Source organism: Photobacterium phosphoreum (assembly GCF_002954725.1).
Classification (GTDB): Bacteria; Pseudomonadota; Gammaproteobacteria; order Enterobacterales; family Vibrionaceae; genus Photobacterium; species Photobacterium phosphoreum.
In genome coordinates this window covers 1,295,181-1,318,145 of record NZ_MSCQ01000001.1, presented here as the reverse complement: position 1 = coordinate 1,318,145, position 22,965 = coordinate 1,295,181, and the positions used below count along the sequence as shown (strand labels likewise).

The following is a 22,965-nucleotide window of genomic DNA, read 5'->3' as shown; positions in this document are numbered from 1 at the left end:
TCTAGCAGATATATGACAATAGAGTCATAGAAATGTTCATATTTTTGATGGAATAACGTCAACTTTAACGATTTTTATTTGTTAGTTAGTCGTAATAGCCATGTACTCACAGTATGAATGGCATGAAAATGAAGTTTTTAATGCATATCTGTGATTTGCTTCTTATAATACCGAATCTTTTGTAAGTAGCGGAGCCACTCAATGAGGCTTGATAAATTCTTAGGTACCACTTTAGGTATCACCCGTAGAGAAGCCGGTAAACTTCTTCGTGATAAAATGATTGAAGTTGACGGCGAAATTGTCCGTAGTGCTTCTTTCTCTGTCGGTGACGATAACAATGTAGAATTTAACGGTCGTCCACTTCGTCTACAAGGGCCTCGTTACTTCATGTTGAATAAACCACAAGGTTTTGTGTGTTCACATGTTGATGATTTCAATCCCACTGTTTTTGTGTTGTTTGATGAGGTTAGCCCTGAGAAAATGCACGTAGCAGGGCGTTTAGACAGTGATACTACAGGCTTAACGTTATTAACTGATGATGGCCAATGGTCACACCGTATTACTTCACCACGCCATGTGTGTGAGAAAGTGTATTTTGTAGAAACAGCTGATCCTATTGTTGCTGAGAATATTGCACAATTTGAAGCAGGTGTGCAATTAAACGGTGAAGAAGGGCTTACTCGTCCTGCAAAGTTAGAGATTGTTGGCGAACGTGAAGGTGTTTTAACCATCACTGAAGGTAAGTATCATCAAGTTAAGCGTATGTTTGCTGCCGTGGGTAACCGTGTTGTTGGTTTGCATCGTGAGCGTGTTGGTACGCTTGAATTAGATGAAGATCTTGAACCCGGTCAATACCGTCCATTAACGGCTGAAGAGATTGCATCATTTTTAGCTAAATAACGTTACTGGTTGTTATTAATCCCAAAAAAGCATAAATATTGTTATTTATGCTTTTTTTATACGTAAAATATTAAACGATTATTAGTCTATTATTTTAAAATAAGTTAGAAACCTTTTATTTCCTATTAGGAAAGAATGATTCTCGTTTTTTTAGCGTACAATGGGTCTATTGTCTCTTTAATAGCAATTATATTCTGCCTATCGTTGTTATTTTTATTAAAAGAATATTTATGACTCAACCAGCCTCACCTAAATTGAGTTTACAGCTCATTCTCATTCTTGGTGCAATTGCCGCTTTAACCCCTTTTGCAATTGACATGTATCTACCCGCAATGCCCGATATTGCCAAAGATTTTTTAGTGTCTCCAAGTGCTGTTCAAGTAACATTAACTGCTTATACGGCAGGTTTTGCTTTTGGTCAGTTAATTCATGGGCCGCTAGCAGATAGCTATGGTCGCCGTCCGATGTTGATAGCGGGTACCGTGAGTTTCTTGGTGTTAACGATTTTAGGTGCGTTGAGTACCAATATCAACGAGTTAACCATTATTCGTGTTGCACAGGGTTTTGCTGGTGCAGCGGCAGCGGTTATTATTGGCGCATTGGTACGTGATATGTTTGAACGTGAAGAATTTTCACGGACAATGTCATTTGTTACTTTAGTGATGACTATCGCACCGTTAATTGCACCTGTATTAGGTGGGCATCTTTCTGTTTGGTTTGGTTGGCGTGCAGTATTTTGGGCATTAGCTATTTTTGCTGTGGTGGTTTTAATCTCGATTTTATTTAAAATTAAAGAAACCCTTCCCAAAGAGAAACAAATTCCTTTTCATTTATCGTCAATTATTAAAAATTATAAACGACTATTGTCAAATCCGGTTGCCTTTGGCTTAGTGTGTTGCAGTGGTTTTTCTTTTGCTGGTATGTTTACGTTCTTAACGGCGGGGTCATTCGTCTACATTGATATTTATGGTATCAGTGTCGAGAATTTCGGTTACTACTTTTGTTTGAACATTCTCTGCATGATTCTATTTACCAGTATCAATGGTCGTTTTGTGAAGCGAAAAGGTACGCACTGGATGCTACGTTTTGGTTTGATAATCCAATTAGTGGCAGGGGTACTGTTACTTATTGGACAATGGTTAGATTTAGGGCTATGGGGCGTTGTTATTCCCGTGGCGTTATTTATTGGTACACTTTCCACTATCGGTAGTAATACCATGGCGTGTTTATTATCGAGTTATCCTCAGATGGCGGGTACAGCGTCTTCTTTAGGTGGAACATTCCGTTTTGGTATCGGTTCGATTGTCGGTGGTCTTGTTGCATTAATGCCAGATGGTAATGCATGGCCTATGGCATTGACGATGGCGTCATGTGCTATATTATCGGCTGGCTTTTATTGGTTCCTTGCACGCACAGCTTAGATGTTGTGTCGTAGTTTGATATTTTTGGATTGTTTGAAATAAATCATGACCATTTTTTTTAATGAAATTTATAATGTTGTTAGTAGTGGGTTAACGGCTTTACAAGAAGCGCAAGCAATAGGTAAAGCACAAAAAAACCCTGTCAGTGAAAGTATCTTTTTAAGTGCTTGGGTAACAAAAGTACTTAAACAACATAGTTTTGATCGTTGTGTGGTAAAAACGTTGCAAGAATGGCAGCAACAATCACGCACTATGGGTAAAAATGCACAGCTAAAACTGCATTTTGAGCGCCTAGCTGAAACCTACGCGAAAGTGACTGATGAGCAAGGGCAATCAACTGTGATTACACCTGCTGTTATAGCAACATTTTACACTGCGTTAGAACAGCAAGATTGGTTAGTGACCAGTGAATACGAAGTCAGTCGTAAAGTAAGTCACCATACTGATGGTAAAGCATCGTTAGTGGTTTGTTCTGCCCAGTACGCAGAATCAATGAATGAAGATGGTGGGTTAGTAAAACCGTTATCATTATATGTGCGTGGTAATGTGCAAAAATTTATTGATATTGCTTATCAACATGGGCTCTTGCTTTATAAAATTACTGATTATAAATCGAAAGTGAAGTTTCATGGTGAGTATGTTATTTATCCCCATAATGCTGGTGGACACTTACCAGAGCTACCGACCGTCGCTAATTAATTGTTATCCGTAATATGTATAAATGCCGCATGAGTTAATGGCTCATGCGGCATTTTTTATAACGAAAATAGTATGCTTAGTCAGTGGCTATGTTTGCATTACGTGATTGTGCTAATTTAGTCGTGAAGTATTTAATGCAAACTAACACTAAACAGCAACTACCACAGGTTAATAGTGTTATTGCTAAATTACCGATTGATGCGGCAAAATCTAAGCCGAAACCAATAATGAGGTAATAGGATAGCCCTAATAAAGCGCCAGCGCTGCCAAGATGGTTACGGTAATTTGTTAAAGCAGTACTAAACAGATTCGGTAAAGTAAGACCAAAAGCGACAGAAACGAGAGCCATTGGAATAAAGAACCAAATAGTGTGCTGCAATAGGTAAACTCCGATGCCAGAGATAACCATTAAGATCATGGCGATAAGGACAATTAAATCACCATTTAACTTGTAGTGAATTAGCTTCATATTAATCAGCGAGCCTAATACTGAGCCGATGGCTAAAACAAAACCGGTATAACCAAAAAACTTCACACTGGCACCAAGTTGTTCAAACATAAACGGAGCAAGACTGTAATATGAAAACAACGCCACGTTCGCCAGTCCGATCATTAATGTGATGTACCAAATATGGCTATCACGGATCATTTTATTAGCTACAGAGAGCAAACTATCACGTTTAATATTTTCTGGCTTAGTTTCTGGTAACTGAGCACTTGACCAGATAAATAACAGTGTGATGAGCACAATCATTGCCGCAAATACCCACGTATACCCACCATGCGATGTTAGCCAACTGCCTATCATCATACCGATAACAGGGCTAATACCAACCGATGTTGCCGCAATAGAAAACAACCGTGATAATTCAATACCTTCAAAGCTATCTCTTAAAATAGTTTGAGTACATACCGAGCCAACAGCTGCACCAAAAGCACAAGTACCAAAACCATATAAAAATAGATCAAAGTTAGGTGCTAAATAAGTGCCAATGGCTGCAATAATAAAAATCGCTAATCCTGCTAAAGTCGAACGACGGCGACCAATGATATCGCATAATGTTCCCCAAAAAACGACCCCAAAAGCAAAGGCTATAAAGAATATCGATAATCCTTGGGCTGCATTTTCAGCACTAACCGAAAAGTGATTTTTAATGGATGTTAGTGCTGGGCTATACATTGTTTCTATAAGTTGTGGAAACATCAAAAGCGCAATCGCTAATGGTGTTGATATTTTTTTTATATTCATTTTCTATATCCTATTTAGCCAATAATCGCTTCACCTATATTCATGCTTGTATTTACAACGCTGAAAACGTTCATTTATTACAATGAATAATGATGTTGGTCTCACTGTTATTTCAATATGGAAAATTATATAGTGTTAATATAGGGTGTAATATTAACATAAGGACCTTATATGTTACTTTAAGGACAAACTGATAAGGGAATACTCATGGCTTATATAACAGTAGGGCAGGCGTTTTGTGCCGATGATTATGATCGGTTAGTGGTTGGTCTTGCGATTGATCTGGGGGGGCATGATTCAGGTGAACATCGGCATAATAAAGATCAGTTATTATTCTCACATCATGGTTGCATGGTAATTACCTTAGAGGGCGTTAAGTGTGTATTGCCACCAATGAGGGCTGCATGGATCCCTGCGGGTGTGTTGCATAATGCTCAAATGAGTAACGTAACGCATTATCGCTCTTTGTATTTTGACCAAGCATTGCAGTCGCAACTTAGTCGTGAAATGAAGATTATCGATATTAATCCGTTATTGGCGGTATTGCTTGAAAGAATGGCATATTGGCCCTTTGATAAACCTAATAATGAGCAAGCTAATACTGTTAACTTATTGATTGAAGAGCTTAATATTGCCACTGATAGCCATTTGAACTTGCCATTACCGCATGATCTACGATTACAACAATGGTTAACAGATATTAATCATCCTGATTTTTTAGCACCTAGCTTAGCTGATCTTAGTCTGCTTGTTGGTGCTAGCCAAAAGACGATAACCCGTATTTTTAAGAAAGAAACTGGAATGCCATATCAAAGTTGGCGTCAGCAGTGGCGATTATTAGCCGCGATTGAATTACTTGCACAAGGACAACGGATTTCAGATATTTCATTTCGGCTTGATTTTGCTAATGACAGTGCATTTATTCGCTTCTTCCGTCAAAAGACAGGGTTTACACCACTTAACTTTATGATTGAACTTAAATAATAAATCTTGCATTCTAGGTTTTTTCTTAAAAAGAATATATTAAAAATTAGCCAGAATTAACTGTTTTTTTGCGATAAATTAACCATAAATAAACACTAAAATCGCTGAATATATTATGTAATAAAAAAGAGCTGTAAAGCTCTCATATTGATGGTTTATAAGTTGAATCTTCATATTTATAAGTCATGATAACCTTATTAATTACTATTAATGATATGTCATTGGGTGATTAATATAATACCCGCGAAGGCTAACAGATTAATAAGGATGTCTATGCCTGTTTGTTGTACTGAATATAAAAATGAACATATATCAACGCCATTGATTTTATCATTTGATGAAACATTAACCTTTTTCCCGTTTGTGCTTGAATTTTATGATTGGCGTGATGGTCTTGCGATGTATCGTGCTTATCCTGATGGCCATCGTGAATTATTAGAAGGAAGTTGTTCGTTTTATATAGAGCATATAGAGTCATTAGCGGGTGGTAAGGCATGGATCGATAGCATTCCAGCACAGTTGGTGCATAAAGCACGCGCTTATGCTGATCTTGGCGTTTATATGCTTAAAATAGCGGCGATGAGTGATAAAGCCCATTACTTATTGTCACAACGGCCAATTTTACTTTATTTGGTATGTGAACGGTATCCGTTAGATCATGAACAAGTGTTGACCTTATGTGAATTGGGTCAACGTGCAATATTATCATCTTTAGGATTAGCATCTTCTCGGTCAGCACTACGGTTTATTGATCGTATTCAAAGTGATTTTTCTACTCGCTCAGTTGTGATTGTTATTCATCGTTTATTAGATCCAGAAACGATGATGTTTACCTTATTTCGCCATTATCAGACGATCACTACGTTAACGTTGCAAATATACTTACAGTGGCCAACGCTAACGGGCACTAAATTAGGCTTTTATTTAATGACAGCCTCACCGCGAGAACGGTTACGTATTAACCAGATATTATCGGATGTATTTCAGTTAGGTTATCGTGTGCTTGATGTTGATTCAGTGCGGCGTATTCATGCGGTGACTTCGTATGATGCACTGAAACAATTGCATGATCGTTGGCTGATTGCGCAGCGAACGACAAAGTTTGTGCCTGATCCTAGTTGCGATAAGACTTATGAGATCCCTTTTGCGGGTAACAGTAATATTGTCCCTATTCTTAATTATCAGCAGCTTGAAAATGAAGGTATGGAACAAAATCACTATGTCGCTATTTACCACAATCGGATAATTAAAGGTGAATATTTCGTTTATAAAATGCATATGCCTGAAAGGGTAACCATTGGCTTAAAACGGCATTATTTAGCGAATGGGCGAGTAAGTGAGACGTATACTGTTGATCAAATTCAAGCACGTAATAATCGTATGCCGTCGTATGAAACATTAGAAACGGTTTACAGTTGGTTAGACAGCGTTAAAAAATAAGGCGTAAACTAAAATCGCATTTCGTTATTGATATGCGATTTTATGTCAAGTGGATAAATTGTTTTAATCAAGATCTGAACGTTTTATGATCAAGTTAGGATTAGGGCAATTACGAGCGTAAAAAGCTAATTCATTAGGATCAACTACACCAATATAATCATTAGTATTTAAGCCCATATTCTCAATGATTTGTAAGTGTAGATGAGGAGCCCAACCACCATTTTCTGCGGTGGTTCCTACTGCCGTAAACTGTTCTCCCGCAGTGATCATATCGCCAACGTTTAACGTTGTATGTGCTGCTTGATGTAAGTGCCCGTATAGCGTGAAAAAGTCGATGCCTTCAAGCTGGTGGCATAGAATGATTGTTGGTCCATAGTCACCATCCCCTTGATGATTGGCAATACTATGTACTGTGCCATCAAGTGGTGCAAATACTGGTGTAAGGGCAGCAACACCTAAATCAATTCCCATGTGAACAGTACGACTTTTACTGTCACTAAAGTTAGCTTTGTCTTGATAAATCAGACGTTGTTCAGCATAACGTCCAATAACTATTACAGCATCAATGGCTTCAGCTTGGCGAACTATTTCATCTGCGAAGCTATGGTTGGTCGTCACATTACGCCACAGGTCACTGCTTGGAGAAAGATCAACGATTAATCCTGTACCAAATTGAAGTGCCTGTGGAATGACAGGGTGAAAACAATGAGCATGAAGAGTGCGCGCTAATGGTGTCATCAGCATATTCCTTTGTAAAAATATTAATGAGCAACAACAGTAACCGTCGCTGTTTTTCGAGGCACTAAAACCATCGCAATTAAGTAACCAAAAGCGGCGATAGCGATAGGTAAAATTAAATCAATGTTCACAAATAGGCTGGTCAAATAACCGCTTAATGTCCATGCTAATCCTACCATTGCACTTGATAGCGCCATTACCCACCCCTGATCCGCTTCACTGGCCCTATCTGATAATGCCGTAATATAAAAAGGAAAGGAGATCGCAACCATAACAGCGGTAAAAATCATCGCAGCAATGTGAGTGTTTGGCGTTGGCGTGATCGCTAATAAAATCATTCCAATAGCAGCAAAGAGTGTGGTTATTCGTAAAGCGGCGTTGACATTAATTCGCGCTAAAATAATACGAGGCAGGATCAATAATGAACTGATCATCACTACACCAATCGCCATCATAAAATATTGGTAGAAACTACTTTCAACGCTGATGTTCCATTTTTGTGGGAAAATAAACGCAATATCTTGAAAGTATAAGCTCCAGCTAAATTGGCAAATAAAGACAATCGCTAAACAGGGCAGTAAACCTTGCTGACTACGTTTCAATGGCGCAATAAACGAGAGTGGATTCTCATTTTGTAATGACCTTTGTGGTGGTAAACGTACTAAATTTAATAAGATTAAACACACAACAGCAATAACTAAACAAGCATAAAAAGGAGCTTGAGTACCATAGGTTGCTGATAGTTTGCTGCCTAATGCGGGGCCAAATGACATTGCTGCTGTCATTACTACCGCGACTAAGCTCATTAATGTTGCTTTGGTCTTGCCTCGACTATTATCCGCTAAAATAGCTTGTGCGATAGGCTGACTGGCAGAACCAATACTATTGATCATATTGCCGGCAAATAATAATGCAATCGAGCCAATGACAATGGCATAGATCGGCATTGCAAAACCTATTGCAGCAATGATTAAGCATAATACCATTGTGGTTTTGCGGCTAAAACGATCAGCAAAGCGGGCAATAAGAGGCGTGAAGAACATTGAGATAAAAGGTGCGGCAGACATCACGGTGCCAAACAAAGTGCGACGCTGTTCAATCGGCATATTTTGCGCGATAGCCAATGAGTGATCAGTTAAAAACAAACTCACATACGCGGGGATAGTAATAAAAAACCCCGCAGATCCGAGGAAAATAATACTGTAGAGGGTAAATAAGGTAGTAGGTTTTAACGCCAAATGTTGAGTTGAGGTTGGCATGAATAATGAAATTCCAAACGACGATAATAATCGACTATTTTAATCAGGTATTAGGATCAATCAAGTCATTACGTGTATTGTCATTAGTGAAGCTTACTTTTATACCGCTAAAAATAGTCTATGTCGTGATTATATGGCGATTATATGTCTTTATAAAAAGTAACGCCTTGTGGGTAAAATACCGTTCACAAGGCGTTATTTTTAGGCAATAGGTCGAGGGTTACTGATTAATCGTAATCTCAGTATCCAAATCTTTTAATGCCATTTTTTGAATGTTAATGCCAAACATCATCATGATTAGACACCAATTTAAGTAAGGTAATTTACCTACACGTAAGCTTTCACTGACGTTTTCTGGTTTCCAGTTAAATAATGCTGCAATATTTTCAGTTGTCATTTCGGCAAATAAACCACTATCGATCAATTTAGCGAATTGATCGCTTGTTGGGCATACAAACGTATTTTGACTACCAAAAGCAGAAGGCTTAAATAAGCGTAATACACGTTTGATTTCTTCAACTTCAATCACTTTACCATTGGTTGCGATGTTAGGTCGGCCAATCAGCGCGGCAATAAAGCACCAGCAAGGGTAAGGGATTGAAGAAACATCTAATGGCTCTTTTTTATATTTAGCACTCCACTTACAGATGTTTTTTTCTTGCAGGCCAGTAGCTAATGTAAGTTGCTTGGCATCATAACCATTATCTTTCAATAGGTTAACTGCTTCTGCAACTTCAGAAACTAACGGTTTGCTCCAAGTTGCAAAAGGGGTAAAGACATTTTCTCTAATCAAAACGATATTCCAATTGACAGTGTAATACAGGTGTTTTGTTAATATTGTCGATCATACGTGTTCAGCGCTGTATGTCTATTAATATCCGTCGTTATAAATAAGATAGAAACGAGGTATTTATTACAAGCCGTAACAATGCGATTTAAAATAATTGGGTTATAAGACTAGACGACTGGTCTAGTCGGGCTTATAGTTATCATATGAAAACAAAAACAAACGATACACGTCAGCATATTTTAGATATTGGTTACCAACTTGTGGTGACCAAAGGATTCACCAATGTTGGCTTGTCTGAAATTTTAAAAACAGCAGCGGTACCAAAAGGTTCTTTTTATCATTATTTTAAGTCAAAAGAGCAATTTGGTGAGGCGTTAATTCAACATTATTTTGAACAGTATTTAGAACACGTTAACGCTATTTTAGTGAAAGGTACTGGAACAGGTTTTGATCGTTTAACCGATTATTTCTCACGTTGGTTAATTATTGATAATGGCACCTGCAACGCCAATAAATGTGTAGTGGTTAAACTCAGTGCTGAAGTCTCAGATCTTTCTGAACCGATGCGAGAGGCTTTGAAAAATGGTGCTTATAGCATTGTAAATTTAATCGCACTTTGTATTGATGATGGCATTAAAGATGGTTCAATTACTGTAAAAGACAGTCAATTAGCCGCACAAACGCTGTATCAATTATGGCTTGGTGCTAGTTTGTTTTATAAGATTAGCCAAGATTTAAACGTATTACAGCAAGCGCTAGTAACAACAAAAGCTCAGCTACGTCCAGTTTTATAGACGTTATAAATGATTGATTATCCCGTTATGATAGCAACGGGATTTTTTACAAGTAGCAACTAGACGACTGGTCTATTATTTGATTAAAAATGAAAAGGAAAGCTCAATGACAAACGTAAACCGTAAAATCGTATTAGCCTCTCGTCCTGTTGGTGCACCAACGGCTGATAATTTTCGTTTAGAACAAACGGCAGTACCAACGATAGCGGAAGGGGATATTTTACTGCGCAGCGTGTATTTATCATTAGATCCGTATATGCGTGGTCGTATGAGTGATGCTAAATCTTATGCCGAACCTGTTGCTTTAGGTGAAGTCATGGTTGGCGGTACGGTATGTCAAGTTGAGCAGTCCAATCATGCTGATTACCAGCAAGGTGAATGGGTATTATCGTATTCAGGCTGGCAAGATTATTCTATTTCAAATGGTGACGGTTTAATTAAATTAGGCATGCATCCAACACATCCATCTTATGCTTTGGGTGTGATGGGGATGCCTGGTTTTACTGCTTATATGGGCTTGCTTGATATTGGTAAACCTAAGCAAGGTGATACCATTGTTGTCGCTGCTGCAACTGGTGCTGTGGGTTCGATGGTAGGGCAAATTGGTAAAATTAAAGGTTGCCGAGTTGTTGGTGTTGCTGGTGGCGAAGAGAAATGTCGCTATGCCAAAGAAGTACTAGGTTTTGATGATTGTATTGATCATAAAGCAGATGGTTTTGCAGAAAAATTAGCGCAAGCTTGTGAGCAAGGCATTGATGTTTACTATGAAAATGTGGGCGGCAAAGTGTTTGATGCTGTGCTGCCACTGTTAAATACCTGTGCGCGAATTCCATTATGTGGTTTGATTTCTCAATATAATGCCACTGAACTACCGCAAGGGCCTGATCGCCTGTCAATGCTAATGGGCACGTTACTTGTGAAGCGTATTAAAATGCAAGGTTTCATTATCTTTGATGATTATGCCGATCGCTATGATGAATTTGCAGCAGATATGAGTCAGTGGTTAGCGGACGGTAAAATTCATTATCGCGAAGATTTAGTCCAAGGTTTAGAAAATGCACCCCAAGCATTTATGGGCTTATTAGAAGGTAAGAACTTTGGCAAATTAGTTATTCAAACTAATCAAGCTCAATAAATAATAAGGCGGCTACTAGTATGATCACACTGCATCACTTAAATAAATCACGTTCAAAGCGCATTATTTGGCTATTAGAAGAGCTTAACTTAGCGTATGAAGTTAAACCTTACTTGCGTGACGCTGTCACTTTTTTGGCTCCGCCAGAATTGAAAAATATCCACCCGTTAGGAAAATCGCCAGTCATTGAAGATAATGGCGCGGTGATTGCTGAATCAGGTGCTATTACTGAATATTTAATTCAGACTTATAACCCTAATTTAGCACCTCAGCGGGGAACGCCTGCTTATATTGAATATTTACAATGGCTTCATTTCGCTGAAAGTTCAGCTATTTTACCGCTATTATTAAAGATGTTTGTTGCTAAAGATGGTGCGAAAACTAACTTCTTAGAAGGTTATGCTGATATTGAAGCTGAAAAGGTTATTGGTTATTTTGAGCAGTGCCTTGAAGGTAAAACCTATTTAGTTGAAGAGCGACTAACCGGAGCTGATATCATGATGTCGTTTATTGCTGAAATACTGCAGAATAACGGCATGATTGTTAATTATCCGAATATTCAACGTTATCAAGCCCAATTAGCAACGCATGATAAATTTGGTAAAGCAGATCAGATTGAACAGCAATTGGGTTAAATGGGTTAAAGCGAATTATTAATAAATAAAGGTCACTTTTGAGTGGCCTTTTTGTTTTGATAAGCATTTGAATTTTATAAACAATAAACAATAAACAATAAACAATAAACAATAAACAAGAATATCACGTAGAAAATAATGGCTGCCATGATAGCGTCAGCGACATGATGTACCATAACAGGAAGATTAGGTCTTTTCTGTTGGATTTTATTTTTTGTTAGTAAATAAGCAGCAACTGCAATTAGGAATACGATACACGTTGTAATAATTTCAGGCATATTATTTTGAGGTTGAGGGATAATGGTTTGAGCAAAAGCGGAAGCTGAAAGCAGAGCGAAGCTGGAAATGATCAGAGATAAGCGTTTCATCAGCGTAATAACCATTTAAAACAAAATAAACATTACGACGGATGATGATGTATTGAAATTACTTTATTAAAACAGTATGTTGCATAACTACTTATTGTGATCAAAATCGCTACCAGCGGTATACTGATAGCGATTTATTGATGCCAGATTACTGTTTATTTTCAAGTGTGTTTTTCAGTTGATCACGTTCTTTAGTAATACGTTGTAATTCTGCTTTTAGATGTTGAATTTCAGTATGTACATCTGTATGTGGATGAGAGTGAGTTTGCTGTTCAGTGTCATCAATAATAATATCTTTGCCACTTTTAGTACGAATAATGACATGTGAACGACCCGCAAATAATGCTAACAATGCCCAGATAACACAGACGCCTGCGGTCATGATTAATGGTACATGCCAGCTACCTGTCATTTCGTGTAATGAACCAAAGATGATAGGACCTGTTGCTGCAAGTAAGTAACCCATGCATTGTGCCATACCAGATAGTGCCGCTGCTTGGTGTGCATCATGAGTACGAATGCCAACAAATGATAGCCCAAGAATAAAACCACCACCACAGCTGAAACCAAACGCAATAACCCACACTATCGCGTGTTGTGGCATGAATAATAGTCCAAGAATACCCACAAATGACAGTACTGCCATTGCTACACTCATACCACGCTTGTCTTTCATTTTTGCCATTAGTGGAATCAGTACTAATGCTGGGATAGCGGTTGAAAGTTGAAGAATACCGTGAATATAACCTGCTTGGTTTTCTGTGTAGCCGTTATCAATTAGGATACTAGGTAACCAACTGATAAAGATGTACATAATAAAAGAGTTAAGACCAAGGAAAATCGTTACCTGCCAAGCTGCTGCTGAGCGCCATAAGTAACTGTGGCTATCAATATCTGCAGTATCTGCCGCTGGACGAGTATGACCACTCAACTGTGGTAACCACACTAAGATAGACAGAGCAGGGAAGATAATGACACCAGCAAGTGAGAATGCCCAGTTTGGAATTGCCGTGATGTGTAGTTTTTCTGCTAAATTAAACAAAGGAATAGCAGAACTAGAACTCAAGGTTGAACCTATCCCCATTACAAGTACATAAACAGCTGTTAGTGTTGGTACTTGAGTGGGAAAGTCTCTTTTAAGTAAACTTGGTAACAATACGTTACCGATAGCAATACCCACACCAATAATGCAGGTACCTAAAAAGAGCATGCTGGTTGAGCCAGAAGAACGAACAACGATACCGGCCGCAATAAGCACCAGCGCTATCATCAGTGAGGGCTCAAGTCCCATCTTTCTTGCTAGGCCAGAAGAAATTGGTGAGAAAATGGCAAAGGCTAGCAAAGGTAATGTTGTCAGCATACCGGCTTGTGTTGCTGATAAGCCAAGATCATGAGAAATAAAGTCTAGAATAGGGCCTAGGCCTGTGATTGGCGCACGAAGGTTACTTGCAATGAGCAAGATCCCTGTGATCACCAGCGCTGGGTGCGCAATCTTACGTACATTGTGTGACATATCAGTCTCCTATAAAGCGTTGAGGTAATAATAGACTTTACTTCCATTTCTGTATTCGGGTATATTGACAATTCATATCTAAAAACGGACATAGCATGAATTTTAAAACCAGTTTTATGGAATTTGATACCGATCTCTATCCACAGAAGGTACTAGCGTTACGTATTGCTGGTATTGAAAAGGAAGATGAAGTGCCATTCCACCAACATCATAAAGGTCAATTAGTCATGCCTTTAACGGGTTTTGCTAAGTGTCATATTAATGATGCCGTTTGGATGGTTCCAGCGCATTGTGCTGTATGGATACCAAGCCAAGTGCCACACAGTAACCGAATTTCACCCGATGCTGATGTATGCATGCTATTTGTTGAGCAAGATATTATTGGTATGCCAAACAAAGCATGTACACTTTCTATTTCGCCTTTATTACGTGAGTTAATTATTCGTCTTGCACAGGAAGATCAAGATTATGATAAAGAGGGCTCAATCGCACGTTTAGTCGATGTTTTAGTGGATGAATTAACATCAATGTCAACCGAGCACTTTGATTTTCCGATTCCGGCAGAACATCGCTTAAACCAAATCGCAAAACGACTACTGGCAAATCCGGGAGATAGAAATACGGTGGGTGAGTGGGCAACACAATTTGCCATGAGTGAACGAACATTAGCTCGACTGGTGAAGCAAGAGATTGGCCTAACATTTGGTCGTTGGCGTGGGCAATTACATATAGTTGTAGCACTTCAGAAATTATCGATGGGTGAATCTGTTCAACGGGTCGCGGAAGATTTAGGGTATGAATCGGTCAGTGCGTTTATTTTGTTTTTTAAAAAAACATTAGGACGACCACCTAAACAATATATGAAAGATCGATAATAAAAGTGTATTTATGATGAATATCAATGGGTAGGTGATGATAAATGGATAGGCATAGTGATTAGATGTCGTGCGTGATAAGTTAGCCTACTACGTTAGTATTTTTTGGTTTTGAGTAAGGAATACGTTATGTCCCGATGGTTAGCCTATCATGGTGATAGTATCTATTTGGATGAATTAATTTATCAACCTGAACATTCATTAATTCAGCAAAGTCTAGAGTCAAATAAAAAACGGATCATTCGAGCGAATGGTGATGGTTTTGGTTTAGGCTGGTATTCTCATCGTGCATTACCTGGCTATTATCATGATATTTTGCCCGCATGGGGTGATGAGAATTTACGATCGTTAGCGCACCATATTAGTTCACATCGTTTTATGGCACATATTCGCCAGTCGACAGGTTCACAAGTTTCACGAGTCAATTGTCATCCGTTTGTACTTGATAATTGGATGTTTCTGCATAATGGTCAAATTAGCGGTTTTGATCAGGTAAAATTTAGCTTGGTACGTCAATTGACTGAAGAGTTATTCTTAAAGCGAGTCGGAACAACCGATAGCGAATTGATCTTTTTAATGATGATCAAAAATGGTTTAAGAGTCGATCCTATTGCTGCTATTAATCAGACTTTGTATGAAATTGAGCAAGCAATGGAAGATAAATCTATAACGGGTCCATTAAAAACGTCACTTTGTATTTCTGATGGTGAGCAATTTTGGGTGGTTCGCTATAGCTCTGATCATCAGCCACCTCCGGTCTTTATTCAGTGTTCAGCACATAAAACGATTCTTGCTTCTGAACCTTTAGATCATTCTGATTCATGGCAAAAAATCCCTCGCCAAACCATTACTCACATTGTGAATAACCACTGCACTCAATATGATTTAATTATTGATTAGTATGCTTATTGGTTAAAATTCGTATTGTAAAGTGAAAGAAGCAGCCTTGATATGGCTGCTTTTTTTTGCTTGTTTCGTTTTTAAATTTGTCGATATAATTTGTACAGTAACTATTTTTTTGAATAAGTCACATTGTTACGATTGTATTATTTTGTTGTATTGATGATTTTTATTTATCGATACGCCTATTTGTACGATGAATTATAAGTTTTTGTTTTTAAATTACAAACTAATGAAATTGTTTGTTTTCTTGCTTTAGTCTTGAAAAATATAGAGAAATTTAACTGGCGTTATTATTAACATGCTGCTAGTGTATCTTCCCTCACACACAGCGTGAGACATTTATGCAACGCAATACAAGCGAAATTAGTAATAATACCGTCCCAAATATAGTCATGGGACTGAAGGGTTTAGATAACAAACTCGTTCCAGCTCTAACGATTGGGTTTATCTCCTTATTCGTTCTTTCTGCTTTAATTGATATGCCCGCTTTTACCGCTATAATCCAAACAACATTTAGCTCTGCAGCAAAAACTTTTGGTTCAAGCTGGCAGTGGTTAATGCTTATTAATTTTTTCTTAGCACTTATTGTCGCGATCAGTCCGCTAGGTAAAAAAGTAATGGGCAGTGTCAGTAAACCAACGATTGGTACCTTTCGTTGGTTAGCCATGATTATGTGTACGCTGCTTGCTGGTGGTGGTGTGTTTTGGTCAGCAGCTGAACCTATTTATCACTTCATGACGCCATCACCATCATTCCCAGGTGTAGAAGGCGGTACACTTGCCGCGGTAACTCCTGCATTAGATCAAGCCTTTTTACATTGGGGATTTCTCGCTTGGGCTGTATTAGGTACGTTATCAACAATAGTTTTAATGTACGCTCATCATGAACATGGCGTTAAGTTACGTCCACGCGCTTTATTATTTCCACTTTTTGGACATCGCTTAGAAAATCATTGGTTAGGCAGTGTGATTGACGCATGTGCAATTATTGCTGTGGCGGCGGGTACGATTGGTCCGATTGGATTTTTGGCTTCACAACTCGGTTATAGTTTAGAATTATTAACCGGTTTAGAAAATAATACCCAATCTCAGCTTATTATTTTGGCCGTGGTAGTGGCGATTTATTCAGCCTCAGCAGCATCAGGCATGGATAAAGGCTTACAGTGGTTATCACGTCTTAATGTTGTTGGTGCTTTTGTATTATTAGCGGCAATGTTAATTTTAGGGCCAACAACGTTCTTATTAAAAGAGTTTGGTGCTGCATTTGGTAGCTATTTACAGAATATGGGCACAATGAGTTTAACAACGGCTAAGCCTGAGTGGAACGTGTGGTGGACATGGTTCTTCTGGGGATGGTTTATTGGTTTTGCACCTATGATGGCTATTTTTATTGCACGTATTTCTGAAGGTCGCAGTATTCGTAGTTTGATTTTGTGTGTTGCTGTTGGCGCACCCATTGCGACAAACTTTTGGTTTGCAGTATTAGGTGGCACAGGGATTTCATTAGAGCTTAATCATCCCGGCATTATTTCAGGCCCACTAAATGATGGTGGTTTACCTTCGGTATTATTAGCGACATTGTCTAATTTACCGCTGAGTTATATTTTATTACCTGCATTTTTAGTATTAACCACAACATTCGTGGTTACAACGGGTGACTCAATGGCATACTCGATTGCGATGGTAGTTTCAGGTGATAATGAACCAAGTAGTAAGCACCGCTTATTCTGGGCAATTACCATGGGTGTCGTGGCGGCAGTATTATTACTCGCAGGTGATGGCGGTTTGAATGCACTGCAGTCCTTTATTGTTATTACCGCAGTACCTGTTTCATTGCTGATTGGATTAACACTGTTAAGTGGTCCTGTTGCTGCATGGAAAATGACATGTGCATCAAAAACAGCAAAAACAGCCTAATCTTTACGATGTAATTATCGAATCTAGATAAGCGATTAAAATAAAACCGAAAGCATGTGTTAATAGCAGTGCCTTCGGTTTTTTTATGTCTCTATTTTGATAACTATCTAATTATCACATTGATAATAGCGATAAGTAATGTGGTTGATAATTAGATAAGCAGTATTATTTTGTTTCGATATTACCTTGTTGTATTTTAGCTTTGCAGCGTTTAACCAAGGCATGCGTCATCCCTCGGAAAATAAACAAATGCGCTGGCATCATTGCAAACCAGTATAATAATCCCATGAAACCTTTAGGGTGCCACCATGCACGAATATCGATAGTACGATGATCACCACAATCTTCTATGGTAAATTCTAATCGACCTAAACCGGGTGCTTTCATACCAAACAGTAATGACAGGAAATGATTTTTTTCAAGGCTGATCACTTTCCATGAATCAATTTTATCCCCTAATTGTAGTTGTTGAGGATCACGACGATAACGCTTGAGAGCATCTCCGCCAATCATGGCATCCATCCATTCTCTTACGCGCCATAAGCTATTTGCATAAAAATAACCTTCTTCACCGCCTACAAGCTGTACTTGGCGCCATAAGGCTTCACAACTTGCATCTGTTTTCAGTGTATAACCTGCTTGTTTAGGGTAGTAGCCATAGCCTGTTTGCCAGCGTAACAGGGCATCAGGGTCAAATCCCCAGATCTCACTGTTAACCACTTCTGTATTCATGGCTAATGCTTCTTGGATCGCTTCTTCATAACTGATTAAATGTTGAGGAATACGGCGTTGAAGTTCACTGCCATCAGCAGGAAGATCGCAACTTAATCCGCCAATAAGTGCGCGTGCAATATTGGTTGGAACCGATGTAATAAAACGAAGCCAATAGGTCGCCATTTTGGGGCTTAACCATTTTAATGGGATCACACGAATATTTTTACCGTGCATTTTACTCAATCGGACCATTTGATCTTTATAAGTCATCTGTTCTTGGCCAGCGACATCTAAAATAAGGTTATGATCGGGTGGACATTCGATAAGCTCTGTTAGGTAGTAGAGTAGATTACGTAATGCAATGGGTGAGTTACGGGATGTGACCCAACTTGGGGTTAACATTACGGGTAGGTGATAGACAAAGTCTTGCATCACTTCAAATGCAGCAGAGCCAGGGCCGATAATAATACCGGCACGTAGCTCGGTAACGCATTTACCGCTGTTACGAAGGATATTGCCTGTTTCTTTACGAGCAGTTAAATGTTTTGATTGGCTTGTTTGTGACTGTAGAGCACCAAGATAAACGACATGTTCAACATTACTACGGCTGAGGTAATCGCTAAAGCGGCGGGCGCAATCAAGTTCGAACTCAATGAAGTCATGGCCATGATTCATTCCATGAACTAAGAAATAAACAGTGTCGATATCTATAAATAGATCAGTTAAATCTTGATCGAGATCTAAATCTAATTCTACTAACTCTAAATTATCAATACTTCCCCAGCCACGTTTTTCTAATAATTTAAGGTTTCGTCCTGTTGCTTTTACGTGATGGCCTAAGTGTAATAAATTAGGCACGAGATGGCTGCCGATATAACCAGAAGCGCCGACGACAAGAATATTTTTGCTCATTAAGTAATCACTCTGAATTCCGTGTTGCGATATAAATACGCGAAAAATTCGGCTATTAAATTTTTTAATATCGCCTTTAAAGATAATGGCTTTTTATTGATTAAAAGCAATAATAAACTGTAAAAGATGATAGTTTTTATAGGTTAATATGATTATTATCACCCCGTTTTTTATGGGTTTTCATGCATATATTTATGATGCCGAATATATGAGCAAGCATGCCTATTTAATTTGTTTAAATTAGATGAAAGGTTAAAACAAGCAAGATTGTTTTTAGTTAAATTATATATGTAATTTTGTTTAATATTTATTAAATTAAAATAGGGTGCGGAAAGTTGGTTTTGTAGTGGCTATTTATTGTTCTTATTGGTTAACTATTTGTTGTTAAATAGGAATATCTTAAATAAAGTAAGTGTTTAAAATGACGATAGTTAATGGTTGAACTGTTATGTGAAGAATAAAACAGGTAATATTGAATAACTATTTATTTTAGCTGTTGGATATTAATATAAAAAATAGTTAATTTGTAATGCAAGTAAACGTTGGTGATTGGGCATGTTACGACTATCTGAACTCTGTAAAGGTTATCTAGATGGCACTGAATTTCATTCTGTGCTTCAGGGCGCTGATTTATCTTTAAATCCTGGCGATCAATTAGCACTTATGGGGGAAAGTGGTTCAGGGAAAAGTACGTTATTAAATTTAATTGCTGGGCTTGATAAGCCTGAGTCGGGTGAAATATGGCTGGGGAATACCGCCATACATGCGATATCAGAGCGTGAACGTACAGCGTATCGTCGTAAAAATATAGGTCTTGTTTTTCAACAATATAACTTACTACCGACGTTAACCGTGGCGGATAATATTCGCTTTTGTCGTCAGTTAAAAGGCTTACCTGATGATGATCAATTGTGGCTAAAGTTAATTTCCGCACTGGATTTGATGCCATTACTATTACGTTATCCTGAGGAAATTTCAGGAGGACAACAGCAACGAGCTGCTATTGCTCGTGCTATTTATATGGAACCGACGTTGTTACTTGCAGATGAGCCCACCGGCAGCTTAGATGAACGTAATGCTGATGCTGTTATTCGGTTGCTGATTTCATTAACTAAACAACTGCATTGTACGTTATTAGTTGTTACACACAGTGATAAGGTCGCATCACATATGCAAGGATGTATTCGTTTGCAGGGAGGTCAGCTTCATGTTACGCCCCGTAGCTAATGCGCTTTGGGGGCATTATCGCCGTCATCCATTACAAATTGTTTTAGTCTGGCTTGGCTTAACATTAGGCATCGCATTATTAGTAGGTGTAATGGGTGTTAACCAACAAGCCAAAGAAAGTTACCGTAAAGGTGAACAACTTTTTTCTAATCCCTTCCCGTACCGTATTCGTCATGCTCAAATTGGCATGAATGTACCTCAAGGTTTTTACATTCAAATGCGTCGTGCTGGGTTAAAAACCTGTACGCCATTGATTGAGCATCGTATCGTTACTGACAATCAACGCGATTTTCAACTGCTTGGTATCGATCCTGTCGCTATGCTTGGAGCGATAAAAAACAGTGTCGTTGATGAAGGTAAAGTTAAATTATTAAAATTAATGCAGCCGCCATATCCGATTATGTTAGGGGAGTATTTAGCTAATTATATTGGTATCAAAACTGGCGATATGCTCACACTTGATTCTGGACGTAAAATTGGTCCTTTAGAAGTGATCAATGATAGTCGAATGAATGATTCTCGCATGGTAGCGGATATTGCTTTGTTGCGTGAGTTACAGCCTAGTTCTGGTTTTAGTGCTGTTGTCTGTGGTGAAATGAGCAGTAAGCAGTTGTTGAAACTAACCCATATTTTACCACCAGGGTTAACACTTGAACGGCAACAAAGCGCTAAATTAGAGCCGTTAACCAATGCATTTCACTTAAACTTATTTGCGATGGGGATGCTTGCGTTTGTTGTTGGGTTATTTATTTTTTATCAAGCGATGTCGTTATCTCTAGCACAACGACAACCTTTAGTGGGCATGTTACGTCAATTGGGTGTTAATGGCACTCAACTCGCAGGCGCATTAATTGGTGAGCTGTGTTTATGGGTCTTACTTGGCCTTGTTGGCGGAAATATTATTGGTTTACTGTTAGCACAACAATTATTGCCGTCCGTTGCAGCATCATTAAATGATTTATATAGCGCAAATGTTAGTCTACAAGTGCATTGGAATTGGCAGTGGGGCGCTGCAAGTTTAGCCATTGCCGTCTTTGGCTGTGCGTTTGCGTGCACGTGGCCATTGGTTCGATTATTAAAATCACCACCAGCAAGGTTAGCGACCCATTTAGCATTAGTGCGTTTTAGTGGACGAGAGTTTGCATGGCAAGCATTACTTTCTTGTATTTTTATGGCTGGGGCTTTTGTTGTTTATAAGTTACCTCATGGGCAGCTCGCGGGTTTTGCTTTAATCGCTTTTATTTTGATTGCGTCAGGTTTAATGATGCCCTATTTATTATGGTTATTGTTTAACTTCTTAGGGCGAATGAGTCGTCGAGCCCGTATGCGTTGGTTCTTCTTTGATGCTGCTGCAAGTTTAAGTTATCGCGGTATAGCAGCAATGGCATTTATGCTGGCGTTGGCTTCTAACATTGGCATGGAAACAATGGTTGGTAGTTTTCGTAATACGACTGAAAATTGGCTTGAACAACGTTTAGCTGCTGATATTTATATTCGTCCATCAATGAATATGGCACCACGTATTTCAAAGTGGCTTCAAGAACAACCTGATGTTGAGCAAGTGTGGTGGAGTTGGCAAAAAGAAACGCGTTCAAATAATGGTACGATCCAAGTAATGAGTATTGGTCAAACTACCGGAGAGCAAAAAGCACTTTCGGTGAAAGAAGGTATAAATAATTATTGGCAACAACTACATCATGAGCGTGCTGTGATGGTCAGTGAATCTATGGCATTGAAACATCATTGGCAACCGGGGGATATGATTAATCTTCCTGCACCTATGAATAAAGGCTGGCGTGTTGTTGGTATTTATTATGATTATGGTAACCCTTACGGACAAGTTTTAATATCACAGCAAAAATGGCAACGTTTTTGGCCTCATTCTGGGCAAGTTGGACTCGCTATTCATTTGAAAAATGGTACAAGTTCCGAGGCATTATTAGCTAAATTAGGCGAGCGTTTTAGATTACAGCCAGAGCGGGTACGGAATAATGCTGCGTTAATGAAACAAGCGATGACCGTGTTTGATCGCACTTTTGTGGTGACATCGACGTTAGGTAATTTAACGCTATTTATTGCTATTTGTGGTTTGTTCTTTGCGACGATTGCGGGTGAAATTTCACGACAACGGCAGTTTTCATTATTACGCTGTATGGGAATGACGGGGATAGAATTATCGTTACTCGGTGGCGGGCAATTGCTTGTTATTGGCTTAGTGACAGCATTAATGGCTTTACCGTTAGGATTACTTTTAGCACAACTATTGATTGATGTTGTATTGAAGTATTCCTTTGGTTGGACAATGCAAGTGCAGTATTTCCCATATAATTACTTTATGACGTTAGGCACTGCTTTATTGGTATTATTAGTAGCAGGAGCATGGCCAGTATGGCGTTTGGTTCATCGTTCGGCGATTTTATCTTTGCGAGAGTCATTTTAATGAGAAGTTCAACTCTGAAATGTCGTTGGCATTTGCTTTGTTTACCAATAATA

20 protein-coding genes are annotated in these 22,965 nt (G+C 38.6%); 13 read left to right on the top strand and 7 right to left on the bottom strand.

Going from position 1 to position 22,965, the window contains the following annotated elements; all coding sequences use genetic code 11:
• Nucleotides 1-201: 201 nt before the first annotated feature.
• The 3 genes from rsuA (at nucleotide 202) to BTO21_RS05845 (ending at nucleotide 3,020) form a co-directional block, all read left to right on the top strand.
• Nucleotides 202-900 carry a 16S rRNA pseudouridine(516) synthase RsuA gene (gene rsuA, locus BTO21_RS05855; protein ID WP_045029152.1) on the top strand — a complete coding sequence of 233 codons (699 nt, stop codon included), beginning with the start codon at nucleotides 202-204 and terminating at the stop codon, nucleotides 898-900.
• 230 nt (nucleotides 901-1,130) lie between these two features.
• Entirely contained in the window at nucleotides 1,131-2,321 is a 1,191-nt protein-coding gene (locus tag BTO21_RS05850) for a Bcr/CflA family multidrug efflux MFS transporter (RefSeq protein ID WP_045029153.1), read from the top strand.
• 45 nt (nucleotides 2,322-2,366) lie between these two features.
• Nucleotides 2,367-3,020: a DUF2913 family protein gene (locus BTO21_RS05845; protein WP_045029154.1), complete on the top strand. Its 654-nt coding sequence runs from the start codon at nucleotides 2,367-2,369 to the stop codon at nucleotides 3,018-3,020.
• 76 nt (nucleotides 3,021-3,096) lie between these two features.
• On the opposite strand, the gene BTO21_RS05840 is transcribed toward BTO21_RS05845, so the two are convergent.
• A complete protein-coding gene (locus tag BTO21_RS05840) occupies nucleotides 3,097-4,269 on the bottom strand; it encodes a multidrug effflux MFS transporter (RefSeq protein ID WP_045029155.1) in 1,173 nt (390 codons plus the stop codon).
• A 207-nt stretch (nucleotides 4,270-4,476) separates the two neighbouring features.
• On the opposite strand from BTO21_RS05840, the gene BTO21_RS05835 reads away from it, so the two are divergent.
• Both BTO21_RS05835 and BTO21_RS05830 read left to right on the top strand, forming a co-directional pair.
• Nucleotides 4,477-5,253, top strand: coding sequence for an AraC family transcriptional regulator (locus BTO21_RS05835; protein ID WP_045029156.1), 777 nt, complete (start codon nucleotides 4,477-4,479; stop codon nucleotides 5,251-5,253).
• 273 nt (nucleotides 5,254-5,526) lie between these two features.
• Nucleotides 5,527-6,693 (top strand): PcfJ domain-containing protein, encoded by a 1,167-nt coding sequence (locus tag BTO21_RS05830; protein ID WP_045029157.1) that lies wholly within the window; start codon nucleotides 5,527-5,529, stop codon nucleotides 6,691-6,693.
• 63 nt (nucleotides 6,694-6,756) lie between these two features.
• Here BTO21_RS05830 and BTO21_RS05825 read toward each other — a convergent pair whose 3' ends face one another.
• From BTO21_RS05825 to BTO21_RS05815, 3 genes are all read right to left on the bottom strand, one after another.
• Nucleotides 6,757-7,431, bottom strand: coding sequence for a peptidoglycan DD-metalloendopeptidase family protein (locus BTO21_RS05825; RefSeq protein ID WP_239997995.1), 675 nt, complete (start codon nucleotides 7,429-7,431; stop codon nucleotides 6,757-6,759).
• Between the two features lie 23 nt (nucleotides 7,432-7,454).
• Nucleotides 7,455-8,690 carry an MFS transporter gene (locus BTO21_RS05820; protein ID WP_045029159.1) on the bottom strand — a complete coding sequence of 412 codons (1,236 nt, stop codon included), beginning with the start codon at nucleotides 8,688-8,690 and terminating at the stop codon, nucleotides 7,455-7,457.
• 220 nt (nucleotides 8,691-8,910) lie between these two features.
• Entirely contained in the window at nucleotides 8,911-9,483 is a 573-nt protein-coding gene (locus tag BTO21_RS05815; RefSeq protein ID WP_045029160.1) for a hypothetical protein, read from the bottom strand.
• 200 nt (nucleotides 9,484-9,683) lie between these two features.
• Here BTO21_RS05815 and BTO21_RS05810 point away from each other — a divergent pair, with 200 nt between their 5' ends.
• The 3 genes from BTO21_RS05810 to BTO21_RS05800 all read left to right on the top strand — a co-directional run bounded on the left by BTO21_RS05810 (nucleotide 9,684) and on the right by BTO21_RS05800 (nucleotide 12,044).
• Nucleotides 9,684-10,274 (top strand): TetR/AcrR family transcriptional regulator, encoded by a 591-nt coding sequence (locus tag BTO21_RS05810; protein WP_045029161.1) that lies wholly within the window; start codon nucleotides 9,684-9,686, stop codon nucleotides 10,272-10,274.
• A gap of 106 nt (nucleotides 10,275-10,380) precedes the next feature.
• The gene (locus tag BTO21_RS05805; RefSeq protein ID WP_045029162.1) at nucleotides 10,381-11,409 is read left to right on the top strand and encodes an NADP-dependent oxidoreductase; all 1,029 of its coding nucleotides are present in this window, start codon (nucleotides 10,381-10,383) and stop codon (nucleotides 11,407-11,409) included.
• Between the two features lie 20 nt (nucleotides 11,410-11,429).
• A complete protein-coding gene (locus BTO21_RS05800) occupies nucleotides 11,430-12,044 on the top strand; it encodes a glutathione S-transferase family protein (RefSeq protein WP_045029163.1) in 615 nt (204 codons plus the stop codon).
• A 74-nt stretch (nucleotides 12,045-12,118) separates the two neighbouring features.
• On the opposite strand, the gene BTO21_RS05795 is transcribed toward BTO21_RS05800, so the two are convergent.
• Nucleotides 12,119-12,412, bottom strand: coding sequence for a hypothetical protein (locus BTO21_RS05795; protein WP_045029164.1), 294 nt, complete (start codon nucleotides 12,410-12,412; stop codon nucleotides 12,119-12,121).
• A gap of 148 nt (nucleotides 12,413-12,560) precedes the next feature.
• Nucleotides 12,561-13,925, bottom strand: coding sequence for a CynX/NimT family MFS transporter (locus BTO21_RS05790; RefSeq protein WP_045029165.1), 1,365 nt, complete (start codon nucleotides 13,923-13,925; stop codon nucleotides 12,561-12,563).
• A 95-nt stretch (nucleotides 13,926-14,020) separates the two neighbouring features.
• Here BTO21_RS05790 and BTO21_RS05785 point away from each other — a divergent pair, with 95 nt between their 5' ends.
• The 3 genes from BTO21_RS05785 (at nucleotide 14,021) to BTO21_RS05775 (ending at nucleotide 17,619) form a co-directional block, all read left to right on the top strand.
• Nucleotides 14,021-14,800 (top strand): AraC family transcriptional regulator, encoded by a 780-nt coding sequence (locus BTO21_RS05785; RefSeq protein WP_045029166.1) that lies wholly within the window; start codon nucleotides 14,021-14,023, stop codon nucleotides 14,798-14,800.
• Between the two features lie 129 nt (nucleotides 14,801-14,929).
• On the top strand, nucleotides 14,930-15,700 hold the full coding sequence (locus BTO21_RS05780; RefSeq protein WP_065193767.1) for a class II glutamine amidotransferase: 771 nt from the start codon (nucleotides 14,930-14,932) through the stop codon (nucleotides 15,698-15,700).
• Nucleotides 15,701-16,095: 395 nt separating this feature from the next.
• Nucleotides 16,096-17,619 (top strand): BCCT family transporter, encoded by a 1,524-nt coding sequence (locus BTO21_RS05775; RefSeq protein WP_045029211.1) that lies wholly within the window; start codon nucleotides 16,096-16,098, stop codon nucleotides 17,617-17,619.
• 165 nt (nucleotides 17,620-17,784) lie between these two features.
• Here BTO21_RS05775 and BTO21_RS05770 read toward each other — a convergent pair whose 3' ends face one another.
• Nucleotides 17,785-19,245, bottom strand: a complete 1,461-nt coding sequence (locus BTO21_RS05770) for a DUF2867 domain-containing protein (protein ID WP_105026724.1) — start codon at nucleotides 19,243-19,245, stop codon at nucleotides 17,785-17,787.
• Between the two features lie 555 nt (nucleotides 19,246-19,800).
• On the opposite strand from BTO21_RS05770, the gene BTO21_RS05765 reads away from it, so the two are divergent.
• Nucleotides 19,801-20,472: an ABC transporter ATP-binding protein gene (locus tag BTO21_RS05765; protein WP_045029168.1), complete on the top strand. Its 672-nt coding sequence runs from the start codon at nucleotides 19,801-19,803 to the stop codon at nucleotides 20,470-20,472.
• Entirely contained in the window at nucleotides 20,453-22,912 is a 2,460-nt protein-coding gene (locus BTO21_RS05760; RefSeq protein ID WP_045029169.1) for an ABC transporter permease, read from the top strand. The genes BTO21_RS05765 and BTO21_RS05760 overlap by 20 nt, the downstream gene beginning before the upstream one ends.
• Nucleotides 22,913-22,965 lie beyond the last annotated feature (53 nt).